The sequence below is a fragment of the Leifsonia sp. NPDC102414 genome, assembly GCF_044765685.1.
Taxonomy (GTDB): domain Bacteria; phylum Actinomycetota; class Actinomycetes; order Actinomycetales; family Microbacteriaceae; genus Leifsonia.
Genome location: NZ_JBIWKN010000004.1, coordinates 20932 through 39976 on the forward strand (window position 1 = coordinate 20932; position 19045 = coordinate 39976).

General features: G+C 68.7%; 20 protein-coding genes and 1 tRNA gene. 14 read left to right on the forward strand and 7 right to left on the reverse strand.

Annotated features, from left to right (window positions below):
* The first annotated feature begins 34 nt into the window (after window positions 1–34).
* Both panC and lysS read left to right on the forward strand, forming a co-directional pair.
* Complete coding sequence (gene panC, locus ACIRCZ_RS15480) at window positions 35–919, forward strand: pantoate--beta-alanine ligase (RefSeq protein ID WP_402854601.1); 885 nt, start codon at window positions 35–37, stop codon at window positions 917–919.
* A 60-nt stretch (window positions 920–979) separates the two neighbouring features.
* Entirely contained in the window at window positions 980–2494 is a 1515-nt protein-coding gene (gene lysS / locus ACIRCZ_RS15485; RefSeq protein WP_055899173.1) for a lysine--tRNA ligase, read from the forward strand.
* Window positions 2495–2597: 103 nt separating this feature from the next.
* Here the strand turns inward: lysS and ACIRCZ_RS15490 are convergent, their stop codons facing one another.
* Window positions 2598–3416, reverse strand: coding sequence for a cytochrome c oxidase assembly protein (locus tag ACIRCZ_RS15490; RefSeq protein ID WP_402854603.1), 819 nt, complete (start codon window positions 3414–3416; stop codon window positions 2598–2600).
* Window positions 3417–3522: 106 nt separating this feature from the next.
* Here ACIRCZ_RS15490 and ACIRCZ_RS15495 point away from each other — a divergent pair, with 106 nt between their 5' ends.
* Together ACIRCZ_RS15495 and cls are read left to right on the forward strand one after the other, a co-directional pair.
* Entirely contained in the window at window positions 3523–3696 is a 174-nt protein-coding gene (locus ACIRCZ_RS15495; RefSeq protein WP_200949708.1) for a hypothetical protein, read from the forward strand.
* A 161-nt stretch (window positions 3697–3857) separates the two neighbouring features.
* Window positions 3858–5321 carry a cardiolipin synthase gene (cls, locus tag ACIRCZ_RS15500; RefSeq protein WP_402854606.1) on the forward strand — a complete coding sequence of 488 codons (1464 nt, stop codon included), beginning with the start codon at window positions 3858–3860 and terminating at the stop codon, window positions 5319–5321.
* 24 nt (window positions 5322–5345) lie between these two features.
* Here cls and ACIRCZ_RS15505 read toward each other — a convergent pair whose 3' ends face one another.
* Window positions 5346–6326 carry a pirin family protein gene (locus ACIRCZ_RS15505; protein WP_402854608.1) on the reverse strand — a complete coding sequence of 327 codons (981 nt, stop codon included), beginning with the start codon at window positions 6324–6326 and terminating at the stop codon, window positions 5346–5348.
* 58 nt (window positions 6327–6384) lie between these two features.
* Here ACIRCZ_RS15505 and ACIRCZ_RS15510 point away from each other — a divergent pair, with 58 nt between their 5' ends.
* The 4 genes from ACIRCZ_RS15510 (at window position 6385) to ACIRCZ_RS15525 (ending at window position 10825) form a co-directional block, all read left to right on the forward strand.
* Window positions 6385–6816, forward strand: a complete 432-nt coding sequence (locus tag ACIRCZ_RS15510) for a hypothetical protein (RefSeq protein ID WP_402854610.1) — start codon at window positions 6385–6387, stop codon at window positions 6814–6816.
* Window positions 6817–6945: 129 nt separating this feature from the next.
* Window positions 6946–9471: an ATP-dependent Clp protease ATP-binding subunit gene (locus tag ACIRCZ_RS15515; RefSeq protein ID WP_055899190.1), complete on the forward strand. Its 2526-nt coding sequence runs from the start codon at window positions 6946–6948 to the stop codon at window positions 9469–9471.
* Between the two features lie 137 nt (window positions 9472–9608).
* On the forward strand, window positions 9609–10148 hold the full coding sequence (locus tag ACIRCZ_RS15520) for an amino-acid N-acetyltransferase (protein ID WP_402854612.1): 540 nt from the start codon (window positions 9609–9611) through the stop codon (window positions 10146–10148).
* A gap of 44 nt (window positions 10149–10192) precedes the next feature.
* Entirely contained in the window at window positions 10193–10825 is a 633-nt protein-coding gene (locus tag ACIRCZ_RS15525; RefSeq protein ID WP_055899197.1) for a hypothetical protein, read from the forward strand.
* Window positions 10826–10895: 70 nt separating this feature from the next.
* On the opposite strand, the gene radA is transcribed toward ACIRCZ_RS15525, so the two are convergent.
* Window positions 10896–12257, reverse strand: coding sequence for a DNA repair protein RadA (radA, locus tag ACIRCZ_RS15530; RefSeq protein ID WP_402854614.1), 1362 nt, complete (start codon window positions 12255–12257; stop codon window positions 10896–10898).
* Window positions 12258–12373: 116 nt separating this feature from the next.
* On the opposite strand from radA, the gene ACIRCZ_RS15535 reads away from it, so the two are divergent.
* Window positions 12374–13300 carry an alpha/beta fold hydrolase gene (locus ACIRCZ_RS15535; protein ID WP_402854616.1) on the forward strand — a complete coding sequence of 309 codons (927 nt, stop codon included), beginning with the start codon at window positions 12374–12376 and terminating at the stop codon, window positions 13298–13300.
* Window positions 13301–13516: 216 nt separating this feature from the next.
* Here the strand turns inward: ACIRCZ_RS15535 and ACIRCZ_RS15540 are convergent, their stop codons facing one another.
* The gene (locus ACIRCZ_RS15540; protein ID WP_402854618.1) at window positions 13517–13717 is read right to left on the reverse strand and encodes a hypothetical protein; all 201 of its coding nucleotides are present in this window, start codon (window positions 13715–13717) and stop codon (window positions 13517–13519) included.
* Window positions 13717–14526, reverse strand: coding sequence for an SGNH/GDSL hydrolase family protein (locus ACIRCZ_RS15545; RefSeq protein WP_402854620.1), 810 nt, complete (start codon window positions 14524–14526; stop codon window positions 13717–13719). The genes ACIRCZ_RS15540 and ACIRCZ_RS15545 overlap by 1 nt, the downstream gene beginning before the upstream one ends.
* 112 nt (window positions 14527–14638) lie before the next feature.
* On the opposite strand from ACIRCZ_RS15545, the gene ACIRCZ_RS15550 reads away from it, so the two are divergent.
* Window positions 14639–14728: transfer RNA gene (locus tag ACIRCZ_RS15550), tRNA-Ser, on the forward strand.
* A gap of 71 nt (window positions 14729–14799) precedes the next feature.
* Here ACIRCZ_RS15550 and ACIRCZ_RS15555 read toward each other — a convergent pair.
* Window positions 14800–16086 (reverse strand): glycosyltransferase, encoded by a 1287-nt coding sequence (locus ACIRCZ_RS15555; protein ID WP_402854622.1) that lies wholly within the window; start codon window positions 16084–16086, stop codon window positions 14800–14802.
* 154 nt (window positions 16087–16240) lie between these two features.
* Between ACIRCZ_RS15555 and ACIRCZ_RS15560 the strand changes: the two genes are divergently transcribed.
* From ACIRCZ_RS15560 to ACIRCZ_RS15575, 4 genes are all read left to right on the forward strand, one after another.
* The gene (locus tag ACIRCZ_RS15560; RefSeq protein WP_402854624.1) at window positions 16241–16579 is read left to right on the forward strand and encodes an ArsR/SmtB family transcription factor; all 339 of its coding nucleotides are present in this window, start codon (window positions 16241–16243) and stop codon (window positions 16577–16579) included.
* Between the two features lies 1 nt (window position 16580).
* Window positions 16581–17225 (forward strand): dihydrofolate reductase family protein, encoded by a 645-nt coding sequence (locus ACIRCZ_RS15565; protein WP_402854626.1) that lies wholly within the window; start codon window positions 16581–16583, stop codon window positions 17223–17225.
* A 9-nt stretch (window positions 17226–17234) separates the two neighbouring features.
* Window positions 17235–17696, forward strand: a complete 462-nt coding sequence (locus ACIRCZ_RS15570) for an SRPBCC domain-containing protein (RefSeq protein ID WP_402854628.1) — start codon at window positions 17235–17237, stop codon at window positions 17694–17696.
* An 80-nt stretch (window positions 17697–17776) separates the two neighbouring features.
* Complete coding sequence (locus ACIRCZ_RS15575) at window positions 17777–18160, forward strand: VOC family protein (RefSeq protein WP_402854630.1); 384 nt, start codon at window positions 17777–17779, stop codon at window positions 18158–18160.
* A 13-nt stretch (window positions 18161–18173) separates the two neighbouring features.
* Here the strand turns inward: ACIRCZ_RS15575 and ACIRCZ_RS15580 are convergent, their stop codons facing one another.
* Window positions 18174–18980, reverse strand: coding sequence for an SDR family oxidoreductase (locus ACIRCZ_RS15580; protein ID WP_055899220.1), 807 nt, complete (start codon window positions 18978–18980; stop codon window positions 18174–18176).
* Between the last annotated feature and the right edge of the window lie 65 nt (window positions 18981–19045).

Sequence of the window (19045 nt, forward strand, 5' to 3'; positions counted from 1 at the left end):
GCGCCGCCAGGCGCACCGGCCGTTAGGGGAGCAGATGCCTGACGTCGTGACCACCATCCCGGAACTCCGCGCACGGATCGCCACCGCGCGCAGGGACGCAGCGCTGGAGGGAAGCGCGGACGCACCGTCCGGCCGCGTCGTGCTCGTGCCGACGATGGGCGCGCTCCACGACGGGCACCTCCAGCTCGTCTCGCACGCCAGGGACCTGGGTGGCATCGTGGTCGTGTCGATCTTCGTTAACCCCTTGCAGTTCGGCCCTGGCGAGGACCTCGACCGCTACCCGCGCACGCTCGACGCGGACGTGGCCAGGCTGACCGGGCTCGCCGACGTGGTCTTCGCTCCCACGCCGGCCGAGATGTACCCGAACGGGGCGTCGGAGACCAGGGTCAGTGCCGGCGCGGTCGGATCGCTCTACGAGGGCGCCTCCCGGCCCGGCCACTTCGATGGGATGCTCACCGTCGTGGCCAAGCTGTTCAACATCGTCGCCCCCGACGTCGCGGTGTTCGGCCAGAAGGACGCCCAGCAGGTGCACCTGGTCGGACGCATGGTCGACGAGCTGAACATCGCCACCTCGATCGCCGTGGTCGACACGGTGCGCGAGCAGGACGGTCTCGCCCTCTCCAGCCGCAACGCCTACCTCGACCCGGCTGGCCGCGCCGCGGCCGTCGTCCTCTCCCAAGCACTCGCCGCCGCCGCCGAGGCTGCGACCGCCACGCCGGGAGGAGTGGATGCGGTGCTCGCCGCCGCGCGCGAGCGAATCGACAGCGAACCAGCCGTTAAGCTTGACTATCTCGTGGTCGTCGACCCGGACTCGTTCCTCGCCGTCGCCGAAGACCACCACGGCCCAGCCGTGGTGCTCGTGGCAGCCCGCGTCGGAACGACCAGGCTCATCGACAACGAGCGCATCAGCATCCACTGATCGGCCTCCACCAGCACGGCACCACCCCAAAGCCGCATCCCGCTCGAACGAAAGACACTCATGACCGACGCGCAGACCACCGAGCCTGAACTCTCCGCTGACGAGATCAGCGAGCAGAAGGCCGTCCGTCTCGCCAAGCGCGAGCGGCTGATCGCCGAGGCGAAGACCGCCGCAGGCGGCGCGTACCCGGTGTCCGTGCCGATCACCACCACCATCCCCGCCGTGCGCGAGAAGTGGGGCCACCTGCAGGCCGACGAGGTCTCCGGCGAAAAGGTCGGCGTCGCCGGTCGCGTCGTGCACCTCAGGAACACCGGCAAGCTCTGCTTCGCCGTGCTCCAGTCGGGCGACGGTACGCGCATCCAGGTCATGGTGTCGCTCGCGGCCGTCGGCGAGGAGTCGCTGGCCGAGTGGAAGGAACTCGTCGACCTCGGCGACCACCTCTTCGTCTCCGGCGAAGTGATCTCGAGCCGCCGCGGCGAGCTGTCGATCATGGTCGAGAGCTGGACCATCGCCTCCAAGGCGCTGCTTCCCCTGCCGAACCTGCACAACGAGCTCAACGAGGAGACGCGCGTCCGCAGCCGCTACCTCGACCTCATCGCTCGCGAGCAGGCCCGCAGGAACGTGGTCGACCGTGCCAAGACGGTCGCCAGCCTGCGAAAGACCTTCGCGGAGCGCGACTTCATCGAGGTGGAGACCCCGATGCTGCAGGTGATGCACGGCGGAGCGTCCGCCCGCCCGTTCGTGACCCACTCGAACGCGTTCGACACCGACCTCTACCTGCGCATCGCGCCGGAGCTTTACCTCAAGCGCGCTGTCGTCGGCGGCATCGACCACGTGTTCGAGATCAACCGCAACTTCCGCAACGAGGGCGCGGACTCCACGCACTCGCCCGAGTTCGCGATGCTGGAAGCGTACGAGGCGTACGGAGACTACAACTCCATCGCGGACCTCACTCAGACCCTCATCCAGAACGCCGCGCAGGCGATCTCCGGTTCGCACGTCGTGACCTGGGCCGATGGCACCGAGTACGACCTCGGCGGGGAGTGGGATCGAATTCGCATGTACGACAGCCTGTCCGAGGCGGTCGGCGAAGAGATCACCCCGGCGACATCTGTGGAGAGACTGCGCGAGATCGCGGCTGTGGAGGGGATCGAGATCGAACATCCCCTGCCCGGCAAGTACGTCGAGGAGCTGTGGGAGCACTTCGTCAAGGACACGCTGGTGCGGCCGACGTTCGTCATGGACTTCCCCGTGGACACCAGCCCGCTCGTGCGCGCACACCGGTCGCGCGACGGCGTCGTTGAGAAGTGGGACCTGTACACGCGCGGCTTCGAGCTCGCCACCGGATACTCCGAGCTGGTCGACCCTGTGGTGCAGCGCGACCGCTTCGTCGAGCAGGCCAAGCTGGCGGCGCAGGGCGATGTCGAAGCGATGCGCCTCGACGAGGAGTTCCTGCGTGCGCTCGAGTTCGGCATGCCGCCGTCCGGTGGCATGGGCATGGGTATCGACCGCCTCCTGATGGCGCTCACCGGCCTCGGCATCCGCGAGACGATCCTCTTCCCGCTCGTCAAGTAGCGCGGCGCAGCAGCGCCACGCGGCCCACCGCTCGTGCGAAAGCCGCGGTCGCCGCGCCCGGCACCGCACGTTTCGCACGAGGCGTGCGGCGCAGCGTGCGGCGCTACGGCCGCCGGCGCAGGTGGGCCTGGGTCAGCGCGTCGAGTTCGGCGTCCGACAGGTCGTCGTAGCGGGTGGCCTCGCGGCGGTCCAGGCGCATCCACCGGACGAACAGGATGATGAGCACGGGCACGTCCGCGATTTCTGCGATGAACCACAGGAAGTCGCCGGACAGATGCTGGTCGTGGAGCGCGTTCGGGAACCAGAACGGCAGATGGCCGAGCACGGCGGGCGCGTGATCCAGGATGCCGTCGTTCAGCCGCAGGAGCAGGCCGGGGACCGCATCCAGCAGCATCTCCACGAACGCCAGCAGGAACTCCACGGTCACGAAGAAGCTGGTGCGGATGATCGAGTGCGCCGCGATCGGGAGCACCATGAGCATCCCGGCCAGTGGCGTGACGATGGTGATCGTCCACTCCGACCACGGGTTGTCGCGCAGCACGGCCGCGACCGGTGTGAGGAACACCAGGAACACCGCGCAGGCGAACAGCGGAGCGAACATCGCATTGCCGAACAGCCGGATCGCGCGGGACCGCAGCGTCGCCTCCAGCCTGCTCGCCCTGCGTCCCTCCAGCGCCAGCCTGGCCAGCGCGACCGGTCTGCCCAGGCTGATCAAGGCAGGCACGGCGAACAGCAGCAGCGCGATCCGTGTGGTGAACGCCCACCGCAGCTCTGAGCTGTACGCGCCGAGGAAACCGAACGACACCCACGCGTACGAGCCGAGGCCGAGAGCGAAGAACCAGACCGTCGGCGCTGTCGGCCAGCGGTGGCCTCTGCGACGCAGCGCCGGGATGCCCGCGAGATAGAGGCCGGCAGCGGCCACGAGCGCGACAGCGGCGACCGGGTCGAACTGCCAGGTGGTGAGGAAGACGGTGAAGGGTGGCGTGATGGATTCCGTTCTCAGGTCCAGGAGCTACCATTATCAGGTTATGAATGACGTCGTAGCTGGGATTGTCTGGTCGCTTGCACCGACCGTCCTCGTCGGTCTGCTCTTCTGGCTGATCATGCGCCTCATCATCCGTGCCGACCGCACGGAGCGGAAGGTGTACTCGCGGATGGAATCCGAGGAGCGCGCTCGCCGCGGCCTCGCGCCCAAGGCGTAGCAGCCCCTATCCAGCTCGCCGGCATCCGACGCGCGCGGCGCACGTCGCCACGCACTCCGGCCGCGTCGCAGGTACCCTCCGGCCCGCCGCTTCGATACGGTATGCGATAGGGCGCGCACGTCAGCGTGTCCACACACAAGCGGTGAAGGGGATGCGCGCCGATGGACGCAGGGTTCCTCACCACCGCCATCGTGGTGCTGCTGCTGCTGATCGACTTCGTCATCCGCGTCATCGCGATCATCGTGGTTCCGCGCAACCGCAAGCCATCGTCGGCGACCGCGTGGCTGCTCGCGATCTTCTTCATCCCGTACATCGGCGTGCTGTTCTTCCTGCTGATCGGGTCGTACAAGCTGCCGAAGCGCCGCCGCGACAAGCAGGCGGAGATCAACCGCTTCATCATCGAGTCCACGGACGGCATGGAGCGGGTGAGCCGCGATCACCCCTGGCCACCGTGGCTGGAGTCGGTGGTGGCGCTCAACCGCAACCTCGGCGCGATGCCGCTGGTCGGCGGCAACACGGCGAGCCTCAACGGCGACTACCAGGCGTCACTGGATGCGATGACAGCGGAGATCGCGAAGGCGCGCAAGTATGTGCACGTCGAGTTCTACATCCTGAGCTGCGACCAGACGACCAGGCCGTTCTTCGACGCACTCGAGGATGCGGTGAAGCGCGGCGTCTCCGTGCGCGTGCTGCTCGACCACGTCGCGTCGTTCCGCACCAGGGACTACAAGCAGACCACCAAGCGGCTCACCGAGATGGGCGCATCCTGGCACCTGATGCTCCCTGTGCAGCCGTTCAAGGGCAAGTACCAGCGGCCCGACCTCCGCAACCACCGCAAGCTGCTCATCGTCGACGGCAAGGTCGGCTTCATGGGTTCTCAGAATGTGATCGACCGCAGCTACAACAAGAAGTCGAACATCAAGCGCGGCCTGAAGTGGAAAGAGCTGATCGTCCGGCTGGAGGGGCCGATCGTCGCCGGTCTCAACGCCATCTTCATCACCGACTGGTATTCGGAGACGGACGAGCTGCTGCGCCGCGAGACAGAGCCGATCACAGACGACCTCACCACCAGCGCGCTCGACGCCCAGGTGGTGCCGTCCGGCCCAGGATTCCCCGGCGAGAACAACCTGCGCCTGTTCCTGGCGCTGCTGTACTACGCGCAGGAGCGCATCGTGATCACCTCGCCGTACTTCGTGCCGGACGAGTCGATGCTGATGGCCATCACCACGGCGACGCAGCGCGGCATCGCCGTCGACCTGTTCGTCTCCGAGATCGGTGACCAGGCGCTCGTCTACCACGCCCAGCGGTCGTATTACGAGGCGCTGCTACGGGCCGGCGTGCGTATCTGGATGTACAAGAAGCCGTACATCCTGCACGCCAAGCACTTCACGATCGACGACGACGTCGCGGTGATCGGGTCGAGCAACATGGACATGCGCTCCTTCCAGCTCAACATGGAGGTTTCGCTGATGGTGCGCGGCCGCTCGTTCGTTGACGAGATGCGCGCGGTGGAGGACGGCTACCGCAAGGACAGCCGCGAGCTCACACTCGACGAGTGGATGAAGCAGCCGCTGCGCTCGACGGTGCTCGACAACCTCGCGCGGCTGACCTCGGCGCTGCAGTAGCCGCCGCCCGGCGTGGGAGCGCCGCTAGCCTCGGGGCTTGAGCCGCACGGTCGGCAGTTCCGGCGCGGGCAGGGGGCGCCCGTCGTAGCCGGCGACGACGCCGAACCGGCCGTGCTCGTCCTCGTCGTCGATCACGTCGCGCATCCACTCGGAGCGGTACTGCACAATGTCCTCGTGGCTGCGGCCGATGAAGTTCCACCACATCACGATCTGCTCGCCGAGCGGCTCGCCGCCCAGCAGCACGAGCCGTGCGCCTCCGTCCCCCGCGGTGATCGTCACCGTGTCGCAGCCGGGCGGGAGGTACGCCAGGTGGGCGCGAGGCACGTCAGCGCCCGCGACCGTCACGTCGCCTGCATCCACCAGGACTCCGTGCTCGAACGACGGATCGAGAGGCACGACGACCTCGCCTGCCGTGCGCAGCAGCAGCTCGGCGCCGACCAACGGGCTGAACACGGTAGCGTCCGTTCCGCTGCCGGCGAGCCACCCGACGAACGTGCGCACCTCGGCGTCGCCGAGCCTGCCGGAGACGGGGACGTGGTGCTCGAAGAACGGCTCCGTCGCGCGCGACGCGTCCGGGAGCGCCACCCAGAGCTGCACGCCGTGCAACCGCGTGGTCCCCGGCGTCGACACCTCCGAGTGGCTGATCCCGCGGCCCGCCGTCATCAGGTTGAGCTCGCCCGGCCGCACCATCGCGTGACTGCCGACGCTGTCCCTGTGCTCGATCTCGCCCTCGAACAGCCAGCTCACCGTCTGCAGCCCGGTGTGCGGATGCGGCGGGACGCGCATCCCGCCCGTCGCGGACACGTCGTCCGGGCCGTAGTGGTCGATGAAGCACCAGCCGCCGATCAGCGAGCGGCGGCGCTGGGGGAGGGTGCGGCGCACGTTCATGGCGCGCGGGCCGCCGAGCGGCACCTCCCTCGGCTCCAGGATCTCGACAGGGGCGTCGAGCACCACGGGGTCGTCACCGACCAGCACCTCGGCCGGGTCGCGTTCCAGGTTGCTCACACGTGCATCCTAGAACGCGCTCAGGGAGGAACGACCCCGGACTTCCTAGAATGAATGCGTGCATCGAACTCTCGCGGCGACCCGCGCATCCGTGACTGCTGTCGGCCTCCTCCTGGCCGGTCTCGCGCTGACCGGATGCACGTCGGCGTCCTCCAAGCCGGTAGACGACTACGCCGGGGAGCCGAAGGGCGTCGATGCGCCGGCGAGCAGCGCGGGCGGGGCGGCCTGGGCCGTGTGGATGAAGAGCGGCGACCAGTTCGCGATGGTGCTCTACGGCAGCTCGAGCTGCCCCCCGAAGGTCGCGTCGGTCTCCGTCACCGCGAGCAACCAGCTCAAGGCCACCCTCGCACCTGCCCCAGGCGGCATCTGCACCCGCGACTACGTGCCGCACACCACGATCTTCGACACGCCGTCCGGAGTGACGACGAGCTCCGACGTGAGCATCACCCTTCCGGACACGACGCTCACGTTGCCCGGTCTGCGCGGCTGAGGCCGCGCATCCGGAACAGTCGGCGGAATCGCCGTCACGCCCACGGCGAACAGGGGCTATGCGGGGCCCTCCCGGTGGTTACTCTCTTTGTATCGACGCCAACCCTGCAACGGCGTCTGAGGAGTAGACATGTTCGAGAGATTTACCGACAGAGCCCGCCGCGTCGTCGTCTTGGCCCAAGAAGAGGCCAAGATGCTCAACCACAACTACATCGGGACGGAGCACATCCTGCTCGGCCTGATCCACGAGGGTGAGGGTGTCGCCGCCAAGGCGCTCGAGTCGCTCGGCATCTCTCTTGATGCCGTTCGCGAGCAGGTCCAGGACATCATCGGCCAGGGCCAGCAGCAGCCGACAGGGCACATCCCGTTCACGCCCCGTGCCAAGAAGGTGCTCGAGCTGTCCCTGCGCGAGGCGCTGCAGCTCGGCCACAACTACATCGGCACGGAGCACATCCTGCTCGGCCTCATCCGCGAGGGCGAGGGTGTCGCAGCCCAGGTGCTGGTGAAGCTCGGCGCCGACCTCAACCGCGTGCGCCAGCAGGTCATCCAGCTGCTCAGCGGCTACCAGGGCAAGGAGCAGGTCCAGGTCGGGGGCAACGATCAGGCGACCGCGCAGGCCGGAAGCCAGATCCTCGATCAGTTCGGCCGCAACCTCACCCAGGCGGCGCGCGACAACAAGCTCGACCCGGTGATCGGACGCGAGAAGGAGATCGAGCGCGTCATGCAGATCCTGTCGCGCCGCTCCAAGAACAACCCCGTGCTGATCGGTGAGCCGGGCGTCGGAAAGACGGCCGTCGTCGAGGGCCTCGCCCAGGCGATCGTCCGTGGCGACGTTCCTGAGACGCTGAAGGACAAGCAGCTGTACACGCTCGACCTCGGCTCTCTCATCGCAGGCTCCCGCTACCGCGGTGACTTCGAGGAGCGCCTCAAGAAGGTCACCAAGGAGATCCGCACCCGCGGCGACATCATCACGTTCATCGACGAGATCCACACCCTGGTGGGTGCCGGAGCAGCAGAGGGCGCCATCGACGCCGCGTCGATCCTGAAGCCGCTGCTCGCCCGCGGCGAACTGCAGACCATCGGCGCCACCACGCTCGACGAGTACCGCAAGCACTTCGAGAAGGATGCGGCCCTCGAGCGCCGCTTCCAGCCCATCCAGGTGAACGAGCCGTCGCTGCCGCACACGATCAACATCCTGAAGGGGCTGCGCGACCGCTACGAGGCGCACCACAAGGTGTCGATCACCGATGGCGCGATCGTCTCCGCCGCGAATCTCGCAGACCGGTACATCCAGGACCGCTTCCTGCCCGACAAGGCCATCGACCTGATCGACGAGGCCGGCGCCCGCCTGCGCCTGTCGATCCTGTCCGCCCCGCCGGAGCTGCGCGAGTTCGACGACAAGATCGCCGCGGTCCGCTCCCAGAAGGAAGCAGCGATCGAGGACCAGGACTTCGAGAAGGCCGCCTCCCTGCGCGACGAGGAGAAGAACCTCCTCGGCGAGCGTCTGCGGCTCGAGAAGCAGTGGCGCTCCGGCGACGTGAAGACCACGGCCGAGGTGGATGAGGGACTCATCGCCGAGGTCCTGGCTCAGGCCACGGGCATCCCGGTGTTCAAGCTCACCGAGGAGGAGTCGGCTCGACTCGTCTTCATGGAGAAGGCACTGCACCAGCGCGTCATCGGTCAGGAGGAGGCCATCGCGGCGCTCTCCAAGACCATCCGCCGCACCCGCGCAGGCCTCAAGGACCCGAAGCGTCCGTCCGGCTCGTTCATCTTCGCCGGCCCCACCGGCGTCGGAAAGACCGAGCTGGCCAAGGCGCTCGCCGAGTTCCTGTTCGACGACGAGTCGGCGATGATCTCCCTCGACATGTCGGAGTACGGCGAGAAGCACACGGTCTCCAGGCTGTTCGGTGCTCCTCCCGGATTCGTCGGCTTCGAAGAGGGCGGCCAGCTCACCGAGAAGGTCCGCCGCAAGCCGTTCAGCGTCGTGCTGTTCGACGAGATCGAGAAGGCGCACCCGGACATCTTCAACTCGCTGCTCCAGATTCTGGAGGAGGGACGTCTGACGGATGGCCAGGGCCGCGTCGTCGACTTCAAGAACACGGTCATCATCATGACGACCAACCTCGGCACGAAGGACATCTCCGGAGGCCCCGTCGGCTTCCAGATCGAGGGCGACCCGACCACCGGCTACGACCGGATGCGCGGCAAGGTCTACGAGGAGCTGAAGAAGAACTTCAAGCCGGAGTTCCTGAACCGCGTGGACGAGATCATCGTGTTCCCGCAGCTGTCCAAGCCGGAACTGCTGCAGATCGTCGACCTGTTCATCAAGCGTCTCTCCGACAGGCTGCTCGACCGCGATATGACGATCACGCTGGAGCAGGCCGCCAAGGAGCGCCTGATCGAGGTCGGCTTCGACCCCACCCTCGGAGCCCGTCCGCTGCGCCGCGCCGTGCAGCACGAGATCGAGGACAGGCTCAGCGAGCGCATCCTCCACGGCGAGCTCAACGCCGGCGACCACGTGCACGTCGACTTCAAGGACGGCGAGTTCGTGTTCACCACGGAGTCCCGCAAGGAGCCGATCGGGGCGGGTGTCAACGCCGCGGCCGCGATCGGCACCGGCCCGGCGACGCCGGACCTGGCAGCGTCGTCCGACTGACGCCGTCGTCCATCCCTGAGGGGGACTGAGTATCCCGGAAGCGGGGCCGCCACTGTGGCGGCCCCGCTTTCGTGTGTGCGGGGGCGTTGCGGCCGGGTGCTGTGCGGGGAGCCGGGGGATGCGCATCCACCTGGTCGATGATCGCTAGGCTTGGGCGGGTGAGTGGTTCAGACAGCGCCGGGTTCGTCATCCGCCGGGCGCGCACCAGTGACGTGGTGCGCATCCAGGAGCTCGTGGAGCCGCTGGTGCAGCGACGAATCCTGCTCGGCAAGGACGCGGTGGTGTTCTACGAGTCGCTGCAGGAGTTCCGCGTCGCCGAGACGCCGGACGGCGAGCTGATCGGCTGCGGGGCGCTGCACGTGATGTGGCGGGACCTGGCCGAGGTGCGCACGCTGGCGGTCTCCGACGCGTGGCTGGGCAAAGGCATCGGCCGCGCGCTGCTCGGCCGGCTGGAGGACGACGCCCGCGAGCTGGGGCTGAGCCGGTTGTTCTGCCTGACGTTCGAGGTCGCTTTCTTCGAGCGCAACGGTTTCGAGGACATGGGCACGGAGACGGTGGACCCCGAGGTGTACGCGGAACTGGTCCGCTCGCACGACGAAGGTGTCGCCGAGTTCCTCGATCTGGCGAGGGTGAAGCCCAACACCTTGGGAAATACTCGTATGTTGAAGCAGCTCTAGCGCGTTGCCGCGGCATTCGCCGCAGCCGCCGCTATTCTGCAGGCATGTCGACGTTCAAGCACCCTGTCGGCCCCCAGCCGAGCAACGTCTATTGGCGACGCCGGCTCCTCCTCGCCCTCGGCGTCATCGCCGTGATCGTGGTCATCGTGCTGATCGTCGTGCGGCCGGGATCGTCGGAGGGCGCGCCCGCCCCGGCGGCCACCACGTCGAAGCCCGCCACGTCGGGCAACGGCGCCACGAGCATCCCGACGGAGAGCACGACGGCCAGTGGCCAGGCCTGCAAGCCGGCGAACGTGAAGGTGGCGGCGAACACCGACGCTGACACGTACGCAGCAGGTCAGCTTCCGAAGCTGACGGTCTCGATCACGAATACCGGGACGGTCGCCTGCAAGATCGACGCCGGCACGGCCCAGCAGGTGTTCACGATCACGAGCGGCTCGGAGACGTACTGGAAGTCCACGGACTGCCAGTCGGACAAGGTGGACGCGGAAGTCCTGCTGCAACCGGGCAAGACGGTGTCGTCGCAGACGCCCATCGAGTGGGACCGCACCCGCTCCGATCCCTCCACCTGCCAGCAGACGCGCGATCAGGTGCCGGCCGGGGGAGCGTCGTACCACCTGACCACCTCCGTGTCCGGCATCGAGTCGGCCGAGTCGAAGCAGTTCATCCTGAACTGAGCGGTGCCCACCTCGCGTTGTGGGGACCAGGGCTGTGGATGGAGGCGTGCTGGGCCGAGCGGCGCGCTGGTCAGAACGCGGCGTCGAGCTCCCGCTCGCGGTCGGAGACCGCTGCCGTGAAGGCGACACGGAGGGCTTCGCGGATGCTCTCGCTTCGCGCATCCACGCGGGTGACGAAGCCGAGGCGGGTGGCTTCCGCCGCGCGCTGCTTGCCGCTGGCGACCGGGCGGATCTCGCCCGCCAGGCTGATCTCTCCGAACGCCGCGAGCGTGTTCGGGATGGCCTTCTCGTTGGCGGCGGACGCGATGGCCAGGGCGATGGCGAGGTCGGCTCCCGGTTCGGTGAGTCGCACCCCGCCGACCGTGGAGACGTAGACGTCCTTGTCGCCGAGCCGGATGCCGGCGCGGCGTTCGAGCACGGCGAGCAGCATCGCGACCCTGGACGAGTCGACGCCGTTCGTGACCCTGCGCGGGTTGGGGGCCGTCGAGGCGACGACGAGCGCCTGAACCTCGACCGGGAGCGGGCGGCGCCCCTCCATCGCGACCGTGACGCAGGTTCCGGACACGGGCGTGGTCGTGCGGCTGAGGAACAGCCCGCTCGGGTCGGCCACCTCCACGATGCCGTCGCCGGACATCTCGAAGCAGCCCACCTCGTCCGTGGGGCCGAAGCGGTTCTTGAGCGCGCGGACGAAGCGGAGCGCGGTCTGGCGGTCGCCCTCGAACTGGCAGACCACATCCACCAGGTGTTCGAGGAGGCGGGGACCGGCGATCGAGCCGTCTTTGGTGACGTGGCCGACGAGCAGCACCGGCAGGTTGCGGTCTTTGGCGACGCGGATGAGGGTGCTCGCCACCTCGCGCACCTGGCTCGGGCCGCCGGCCAGGCCCTCTCCGTTGCTGCTGGACACGGTCTGCACCGAGTCGACGATGACCAGCTGCGGGTCGACCGCGTCGATCTGGCCGACGATGGTGGCGAGGTCGGTCTCCGAGGCGAGGAAGAGATGGTCGTGCATGGCGCCGGTGCGTTCCGCGCGCATCCTGACCTGGCTGACCGACTCCTCCGCGCTCACGTAGAGCACTCTGGACTTGGCGCGCGCGGCGCGCGATGCCACCTCCAGCAGCAGGGTGGACTTGCCGACACCCGGCTCACCGCTCAGCAGGATGGCCGCCCCAGGCACGATGCCGCCGCCCAGCACGCGGTCGAACTCCGCGATTCCGCTCGGCCAGTGGCTGACGGAGGCCGTCTCGATGTCGGTGATGGACCTGGCCGCACGGTCGGCGCCGATCGACACCGGCTTGAGCGCGCGGAGGACGCCGGTCGGCGCGGCAGCCTCCGTGACCGTTCCCCACTCCTGGCACTCGCCGCAACGCCCGGCCCACTTGGCCGTCGTCCAGCCGCACTCCGTGCAGCGGTAGTTGAGCTGTGCCTTCGCCACGCGACCTCCTCGATCCGGGATTCACACTACGGGGGACCACCGTCATCCGCGGGAGGATCGCGCGGACTGTGCACAACTCCTGGCTCGTGTCGGTTGTGAGGGGTTCAATGGGCGACATGGCGAATCTGACCTTCACACTCGCGTCCGGCCGCAAGCTCGGCGTGACCGGCTTTGGCGACTCAGCGGCGGAGAGGGTCGTGGTGTTCTGTCACGCGGCCCCCGGCTCATCGGTGTTCGACCCCGACCCAGACGCATCCAGCAACAGGAACGTGCACATCCTCGCGTTCGACCGCCCGGGATACGGTTCGAGCGACCCGCTCCCGGCCGGCACCTGGCCGAGCATCACGCAGGCCGCCGACGACATCGCGGAGTATCTGCGGTCGATGAACCGCGACGAGGCGAGCGCAGGGATCAACCGCCCGGACTCGATCGGCATCGCGGGCTGGTCGGCGGGAGGACGCATCGCACTCGCTTTCGCCGCGCGCCACCCCGAGCTCGCCGACCGCGTCGCGATCATCGGGACGCCCGCGCCGAACGAGGCCGTCCCGTGGATCGACCCGCAGCTTCAGGCGATGTCCGACCACCTGGCGACCCTGGCTCCGGATGCGGCGCTCGCCCAGCTCAGCGAGATGCTGCAACCGCAGGCCGACGCCGTCAACAGCGCAGACGAGGTGGGGGACGTGCCGCTCGACCTCCTCGGCGCTTCTGCGGTCGACGACGCGGTGCTCGCGCTTCCTGGCGCGCACGACAGGCTCGGCCGGATGCTGAAGGACGCGTTCCGGCAGGGGCCTGTGGGGGTGGCCGCGGACATCCTCAGCTACACGGCGCGACCGTGGGGCTTCGACGTGGCCGACGTCGCGGCGAAGACGCTCATCGTCAACGGGCAGGCGGATGCGCTCTCCGGCAACGCCCACGCGAGCTGGTACCAGAAGGCGATCCCGGATGCGCGGGTCGAGATGATTCCTGGTGTCGGCCACCTCGCGGTGATCCCCGCGTGGGACAGGGTGCTGTCGCACCTGGCGCCGGGTACGACGCGACGCTGACGCGCGCCGGCCCGCGCGGCCGCGCGCCGCGGCTCGTGCGAAACGTGCGGTGGATGCGTCCCGGACCGCACATTCCGCACGACTCGTGCATCCGGAGGGCGCGAGGGCTCGTGCGAAACGTGGGGTGCGCGGGTGTCGAACCGCACGTTCGGCACGAGACGTGCGGGAGGCGACGCGCGCATCCGAAGTCAGGCGCCAGGAGTCAGGCGCCGGGCCTCAGGCGTGGAGCAGCACGAGGACGTGGTAGACGACGTATGCGGGCCACACGATGGCCTGCAGCAGGCCGAGGATGACGGCCCAGAACGAGCCGTCGGACGCGGAGACGAAGTAGATCGCGGCGCCGACGTACGCGACGAGGAATACGAATCCCCACGGGCCTGCGCGCTCGATCACCCTGGTGCGCCCTCTGTCGCTCATCAGCTCGCCTGCGCATCCGGGTGCTGCTGCGCCGCGCCGTCCGTGGTGACGGCGACAGGGCGGCGGGGGAACCTCCGCACAACGTGCGCGGTGACCGCGGGGAGGAACGCGGACGCCCACACCCGGTATCCGCGGTCGTTGGGGTGGAAGAGGTCCTCGGCGAACTGCGTGACGATGCCGCGAAGGCCCTGCCGCTTCATGGTGTCGTGCAACGGGACGACAGTGAGCGCTCGTTCGGCGGCGACCCGGCGGAGGATGGCGTTGCCGACGGCGACCTTCTTCTCGTTCCACGGGAGGTAGAAGCAGGGGAGATCGGCGACGATGGCGTCGTCGGGGAGCGCCGAGAAGACCGTGCGGATGCCCTCCTCGAAGCGGGCCGGATCGAAGTCGGCGATATCGTTGGCGCCGATCGCGACCGTGACGACGTCCGGCTGCAGATCGGCGAACCGCGGCAGCTGGTCGGCGACCGCGAGCGCGACGGTGGCGCCGGAGACGCTCAGGTTGACCATCCGGACCGACCGCCCCGTCGCAGCCGTGATGTGGTCGGCGATCACGCCGACATAGCTGTTGCGCGGTGCGGAGGCGCCGATGCCCTGCGCTGCACTGTCGCCGATCGCGACGTACAGCAGCTCGCCCTCGGTTTTGGCCGCATCCCGCCACCATTTGGAGTGCACGGGCAACGTCTCGTTCAGCCGGATGCGGTTCGCCTCGAGCGCGTTCTGCGCCTTGCGGACCCGCGCCCACGCGAGAAGACCGACCGCGACCGTGGAGATCCCGGCACCGACAGCGACACGACTCTTCGTCCCCATTCCCAGCACAATACTCGCGCGCATCCAGGGCGAGCTGGTTGCTGCCCGCTGATGGGCTGGGCGCTCCCTGTCGATTGGCGGTCGGCGGGGGGTTTCGCGTACGATAGTCCGCGGTACCGTGTCCGAGCGGCCGAAGGTGCAACTCTCGAAAAGTTGTGTGGGTGAAAGCCCACCGTGGGTTCAAATCCCACCGGTACCGCCACGTGAAACCCCCGTTGTCCCTGTCTTATAGGGGATGCGGGGGTTTTCGCTTTTCCGATATCGAGCGTTCGACTACCGTTCGATGCCTTCCGCGAGGAGGGCCTCCGTGTGCTCGACCACTTCACGGGGGCCGTCATGCTGGCGGAGGGCCTCGCCGATGCGTTGGGCGGCCGTCCGGTAGGCGGGGCTGCCGGAGACCCTCCGCCATGCGCGCAGGATCGCGCGAGGAGACGGCGTTCCCGTGCGCAGATTCACCCCGGCGCCTGCCCAGGCGACGCGAGCTGCGACTTCCGGCTTGTCCAGGTCTCCGCCCGCGACCACCAGAGGCACACCGTGGTGCAGCGCCGCCAGCACGCCGCCCCACCCGCCGTTGGTGACCATCACGTCGATGCGGGGCAGCAGCTGATCGTACGGAAGCAGGTCTGCGACGCGGGCGTTCGGCGGCGCAGGGAACGGCAACTCGCTGTTCCCGCGCACTCCCGTCGCGACGGCGAGCTGCACCCGTTGACGTCCGAGGGCTGCGAACGTCGGCCGGATGAGGTCGGCAGGATCCACATTCTGGGTGCCTTGGGTCACATGCGCCACCGGACGCGGGTCCGCGAGCGATTCCGGCCACCACGCGGGCTCCTGGATGCCGCTGCCGGCATGGTCCGTGAGTTCGCCGACCCAGACGATCCGCCCCGGCCACTGAGGGCGGGGGTACTCCAGTTGCTCGACGCCGCTGGCGCACACCAGATCGCGTGAGTACAGCGCCTCCTGGAAGGTGAGTGCGGTCGGCGGAAGGCCGGCGATGGCGCGTTGCTCGTGGTACGCGCGCTGAATCGGGCGGGATACGGCCGAGAGCGCCGCCCAGAGTGCGCGGTCCCGCAGGCGGCCGAGCACCGACGTCGCCGGTTGCAGGCCCAGGCCGGGCGGCGGGGCACCAGGAGACGGCGTCGCGAGGGGGACGACCGAGACCGTGACCCTCGGAGTGCCGGTCCGTTCGGCGGCCAGATGTGCGCCGAGGGAAAGACCGTCGGCGACGAGGACATCCCAGGGCCGCGCGTCGAAGGCGGCAGTCAGGTCTGCGCACTGCGCTGACCCCGTCCGGACGAACAGGTCCTCGACGTTCACCATCATCTGGCGGGGGCCCTTCCGGCCGCGCAGCCGCGGGAAGGTCGCGGGCAGATCGTTCTCATCGAAGTCCGGCGCCCTCTCCCACAGCACGGGTTCCGCCCCGTCGGCGCGGAACGCGTCGGCGTGTGCTGACCCCGTATACACGCGCACCCGGTGCCCTGCCGCAGTGAACGCCCGCGCAACCGCCCGCATGGGCGCGACGTGGCCGGCGAACGGCATGACCGCCAGCATCACCTCTGCCATGTCAGACATTGTGAGGTAATCCGGTCGGGCGGCGCTAGAGCGGCGTTCGCGCGCGCTGATCGGCGCGAACACGGGAAGGCGTCAGTGAACGACGCCCTGCCGCGAGCGGACGTCACCGTTGACAGCGCCGCCCTCGGGCTCGATAATTAGGCATGTGCCTAAGTATTACGACGAGCTCGACGCCGTGCTCCGCGCCATCGCGGACCCCACGCGCCGGGCCATCGTGGAACGGCTGGTGACATCGCCGGCCGTCGTCTCGGAACTGGCCGAGCCGTTTCCGATGGCGCTGCCGTCGTTCATGCAACACCTGGGCGTTCTGGAGAGCGCTGGGCTGGTCACGTCGGTGAAGCACGGACGTGTGCGGACCGTGAGTCTGCGACCTGGCGCACTCGACATCGTGCACGTGTGGCTCGGCGAGCAACGGACACCAGCAGAGCACCAAGCCGACCGCCTCGGCATCCATTTGGCCCGCACCACCTCGAAGGAGATCTGAAATGACCCGCGTTCGCGTCGACCTGTTCGTCTCGCTGGATGGCTACACCACAGCAGACCCGACCCCCGATGCTCCGATGGGCCCCGATTGGGGCCGCCTGACGGCGGCGTACTCTGCGACCCGCACGTTCCGTGAGAAGGTCTTCGGCGACACGTCCGGGACGGGGACGAGCGGCGTCGACGATCGATACGCCTCCGCGTTCTTCGAGGGCATCGGCGCCGAGATCATGGGCGCGGGGATGTTCGGCCTGCACACGTTCCCTGACGACCAGGACTGGAAGGGATGGTGGGGGGACCGGCCTCCGTTCGGCACTCCCGTCTACGTGCTCACCCACACGGCGCCCCGCCCGGCGATCCCGATGGAGGGAGGAACGACCTTCCACTTCCGTGACGCCGCGATCGAGGATGTCCTCGCGGAGGCGACCGCCGCATCCGGTGGGCGGGATGTGCGGGTGGGCGGAGGAATCGGCACGGCGCGCGAGTTCCTGCGCGCGGGGCTGGTCGACGACCTGCACCTGATGGTCGCACCGATCGTCCTCGGCAGGGGGACGCGATTCTGGGATGGCCTGCCAGAGCTCGACCGCACCCACACCGTGACGGCGGAAGTGGCGGAGAGCGGCACGATCCACGTCCGCTTCGCGCGCTAGGAGAAGAGCATGACGATCGAACGGCGCCTCGCCAGAGCCGAGTTCACCCTGACCCGCGACTACCCGGCATCCGTCGAGCGGGTCTGGGACGCCTTCGCCGACGAATCCCAGAAGCTCAGCTGGTGGGGCGCAGGCGACAGCATGGAGGCCCGCGAGTGGGCGTACGACTTCCGTGTCGGCGGCCGCGACATCGCAGAGGGCCAGTTCCACGACGGGCCGCTGTCGCGGTACGAGGCGACGTACACGGACATCGTCGAGCACGTGCGCATCGTCACGACGTACGACATGTGGCTCGACGGAGTCCACATGTCGACGTCCGTCGCGTCACTGGAGTTCGAGCCGATCACGGACGGCACGCGCTTCACCCACGCCGAGCACGGGGTGTTCTTCGACCAGTTCTGGGCGGATGGAGTGGGCCGCGAGACCGGGACACGGGGTCTGCTTGATGCGCTGGGTCGCTACCTCTCGTGACGCATCCTGACCGGTCGGGCCGTGCGGCCGGACCGGTCAGAAGGGGTGCGCTCGATGGCCGTTGGTAGGAGTCTGTCCGTATGGCGACGACGACGCGGGTGCTCAGCGTGACAGTGACGGTTCCAGACCAAGACCAGGCTCTGGCGTTCTACCGAGACGTGCTCGGCTGCGAGGTGCGCTACGACGGCGAGCCGTGGCCTGGCGCACGGATGATCGAGGTGGTGCCACCCGGCTCCTCGGTGGGCATCGTGCTCCTCCCGGCCGACAGCGAGATCCCCGTCGCGCTGCGCCTCGGGACTGCGGACGCTGCGGCGGCGTTCGAGCGTGTCAAGAAGGAGGGCGTGACCCTTCACAACGACGCGCCGATCACCCTGGGTGGCGGCACTCCGATGTTCTTCTTCGACGATCCGTTCGGCAACGGACTGGTCTTCATCCAGGACGCAGCAAGCGACCAAGCGGTCTGAGCGAGTCGCTCCCTCAGGCCCTCCGCCAGTCGTCGCTGGTGAGGTGCGAGCCTGCCTGCGGCCCCATCTGCAGCATCCCGCCGTCGACCGTCCAGGAAGCGCCGGTGACGTACGAGGCGTGCGCGGAGGCGAGGAACGCGATCACCGCGGCCACTTCGCGCGCGTCGCCTGGGCGGCCGAGCGGGATGCCGGGACGGTGCACGTCGTGCGGGTCCTCGTCCGTCGCGTCGTTCATCGGGGTGGAGATCTCCCCGGGCGCCACCGAATTACAGGTGATGCCGTACTCGCCGAGTTCGAGGGCGAGCGTCTTGATCAGACCGCCGAGGCCGTGCTTGGCCGCGTCGTACGCTGCGGAGCCGACGCGCGGCTGGTGCTCGTGCACGCTCGTGACGGCGATGATCCGCCCGCCTCTGCCCGCAGCGACCATGCGACGGGCCACACGCTGGATGCACACGAACGGGCCGTCCAGGTCGGCCGCCACGGTCGTGCGCCAGGTGTCCCAGTCCGTGTCGAAGAAGGCCGGTCCCCCGTTGACGCCCGCGTTGTTCACGAAGACGTCGCAGCCTCCGAGGTCGTCGGCCAGGCGGTCGATCACGTCGCCGCACGCCGGCGCGTCCGTGGTGTCGAGCCTGGTGACGACCGCGCGGCGGTCGCGCTGCCTGACCAGCCTGGCGGTCTCCTCCGCGCCGTCCTCGTCCGAGTGCCAGGTGATTCCGACATCGAGGCCCGCCTCGGCGAGGGCGACGGCCGTCGCTCGTCCGATGCCGGAGTCGGAGCCCGTGACGATCGCGGTGCTTGGGCGGAATTCGTGGTCTGTCATGCCGCGGAGTCTCCGCCCGAATTCCCCGGACGGCAAGGGGCGTGAACGACTGAGGCGCCGTCCGT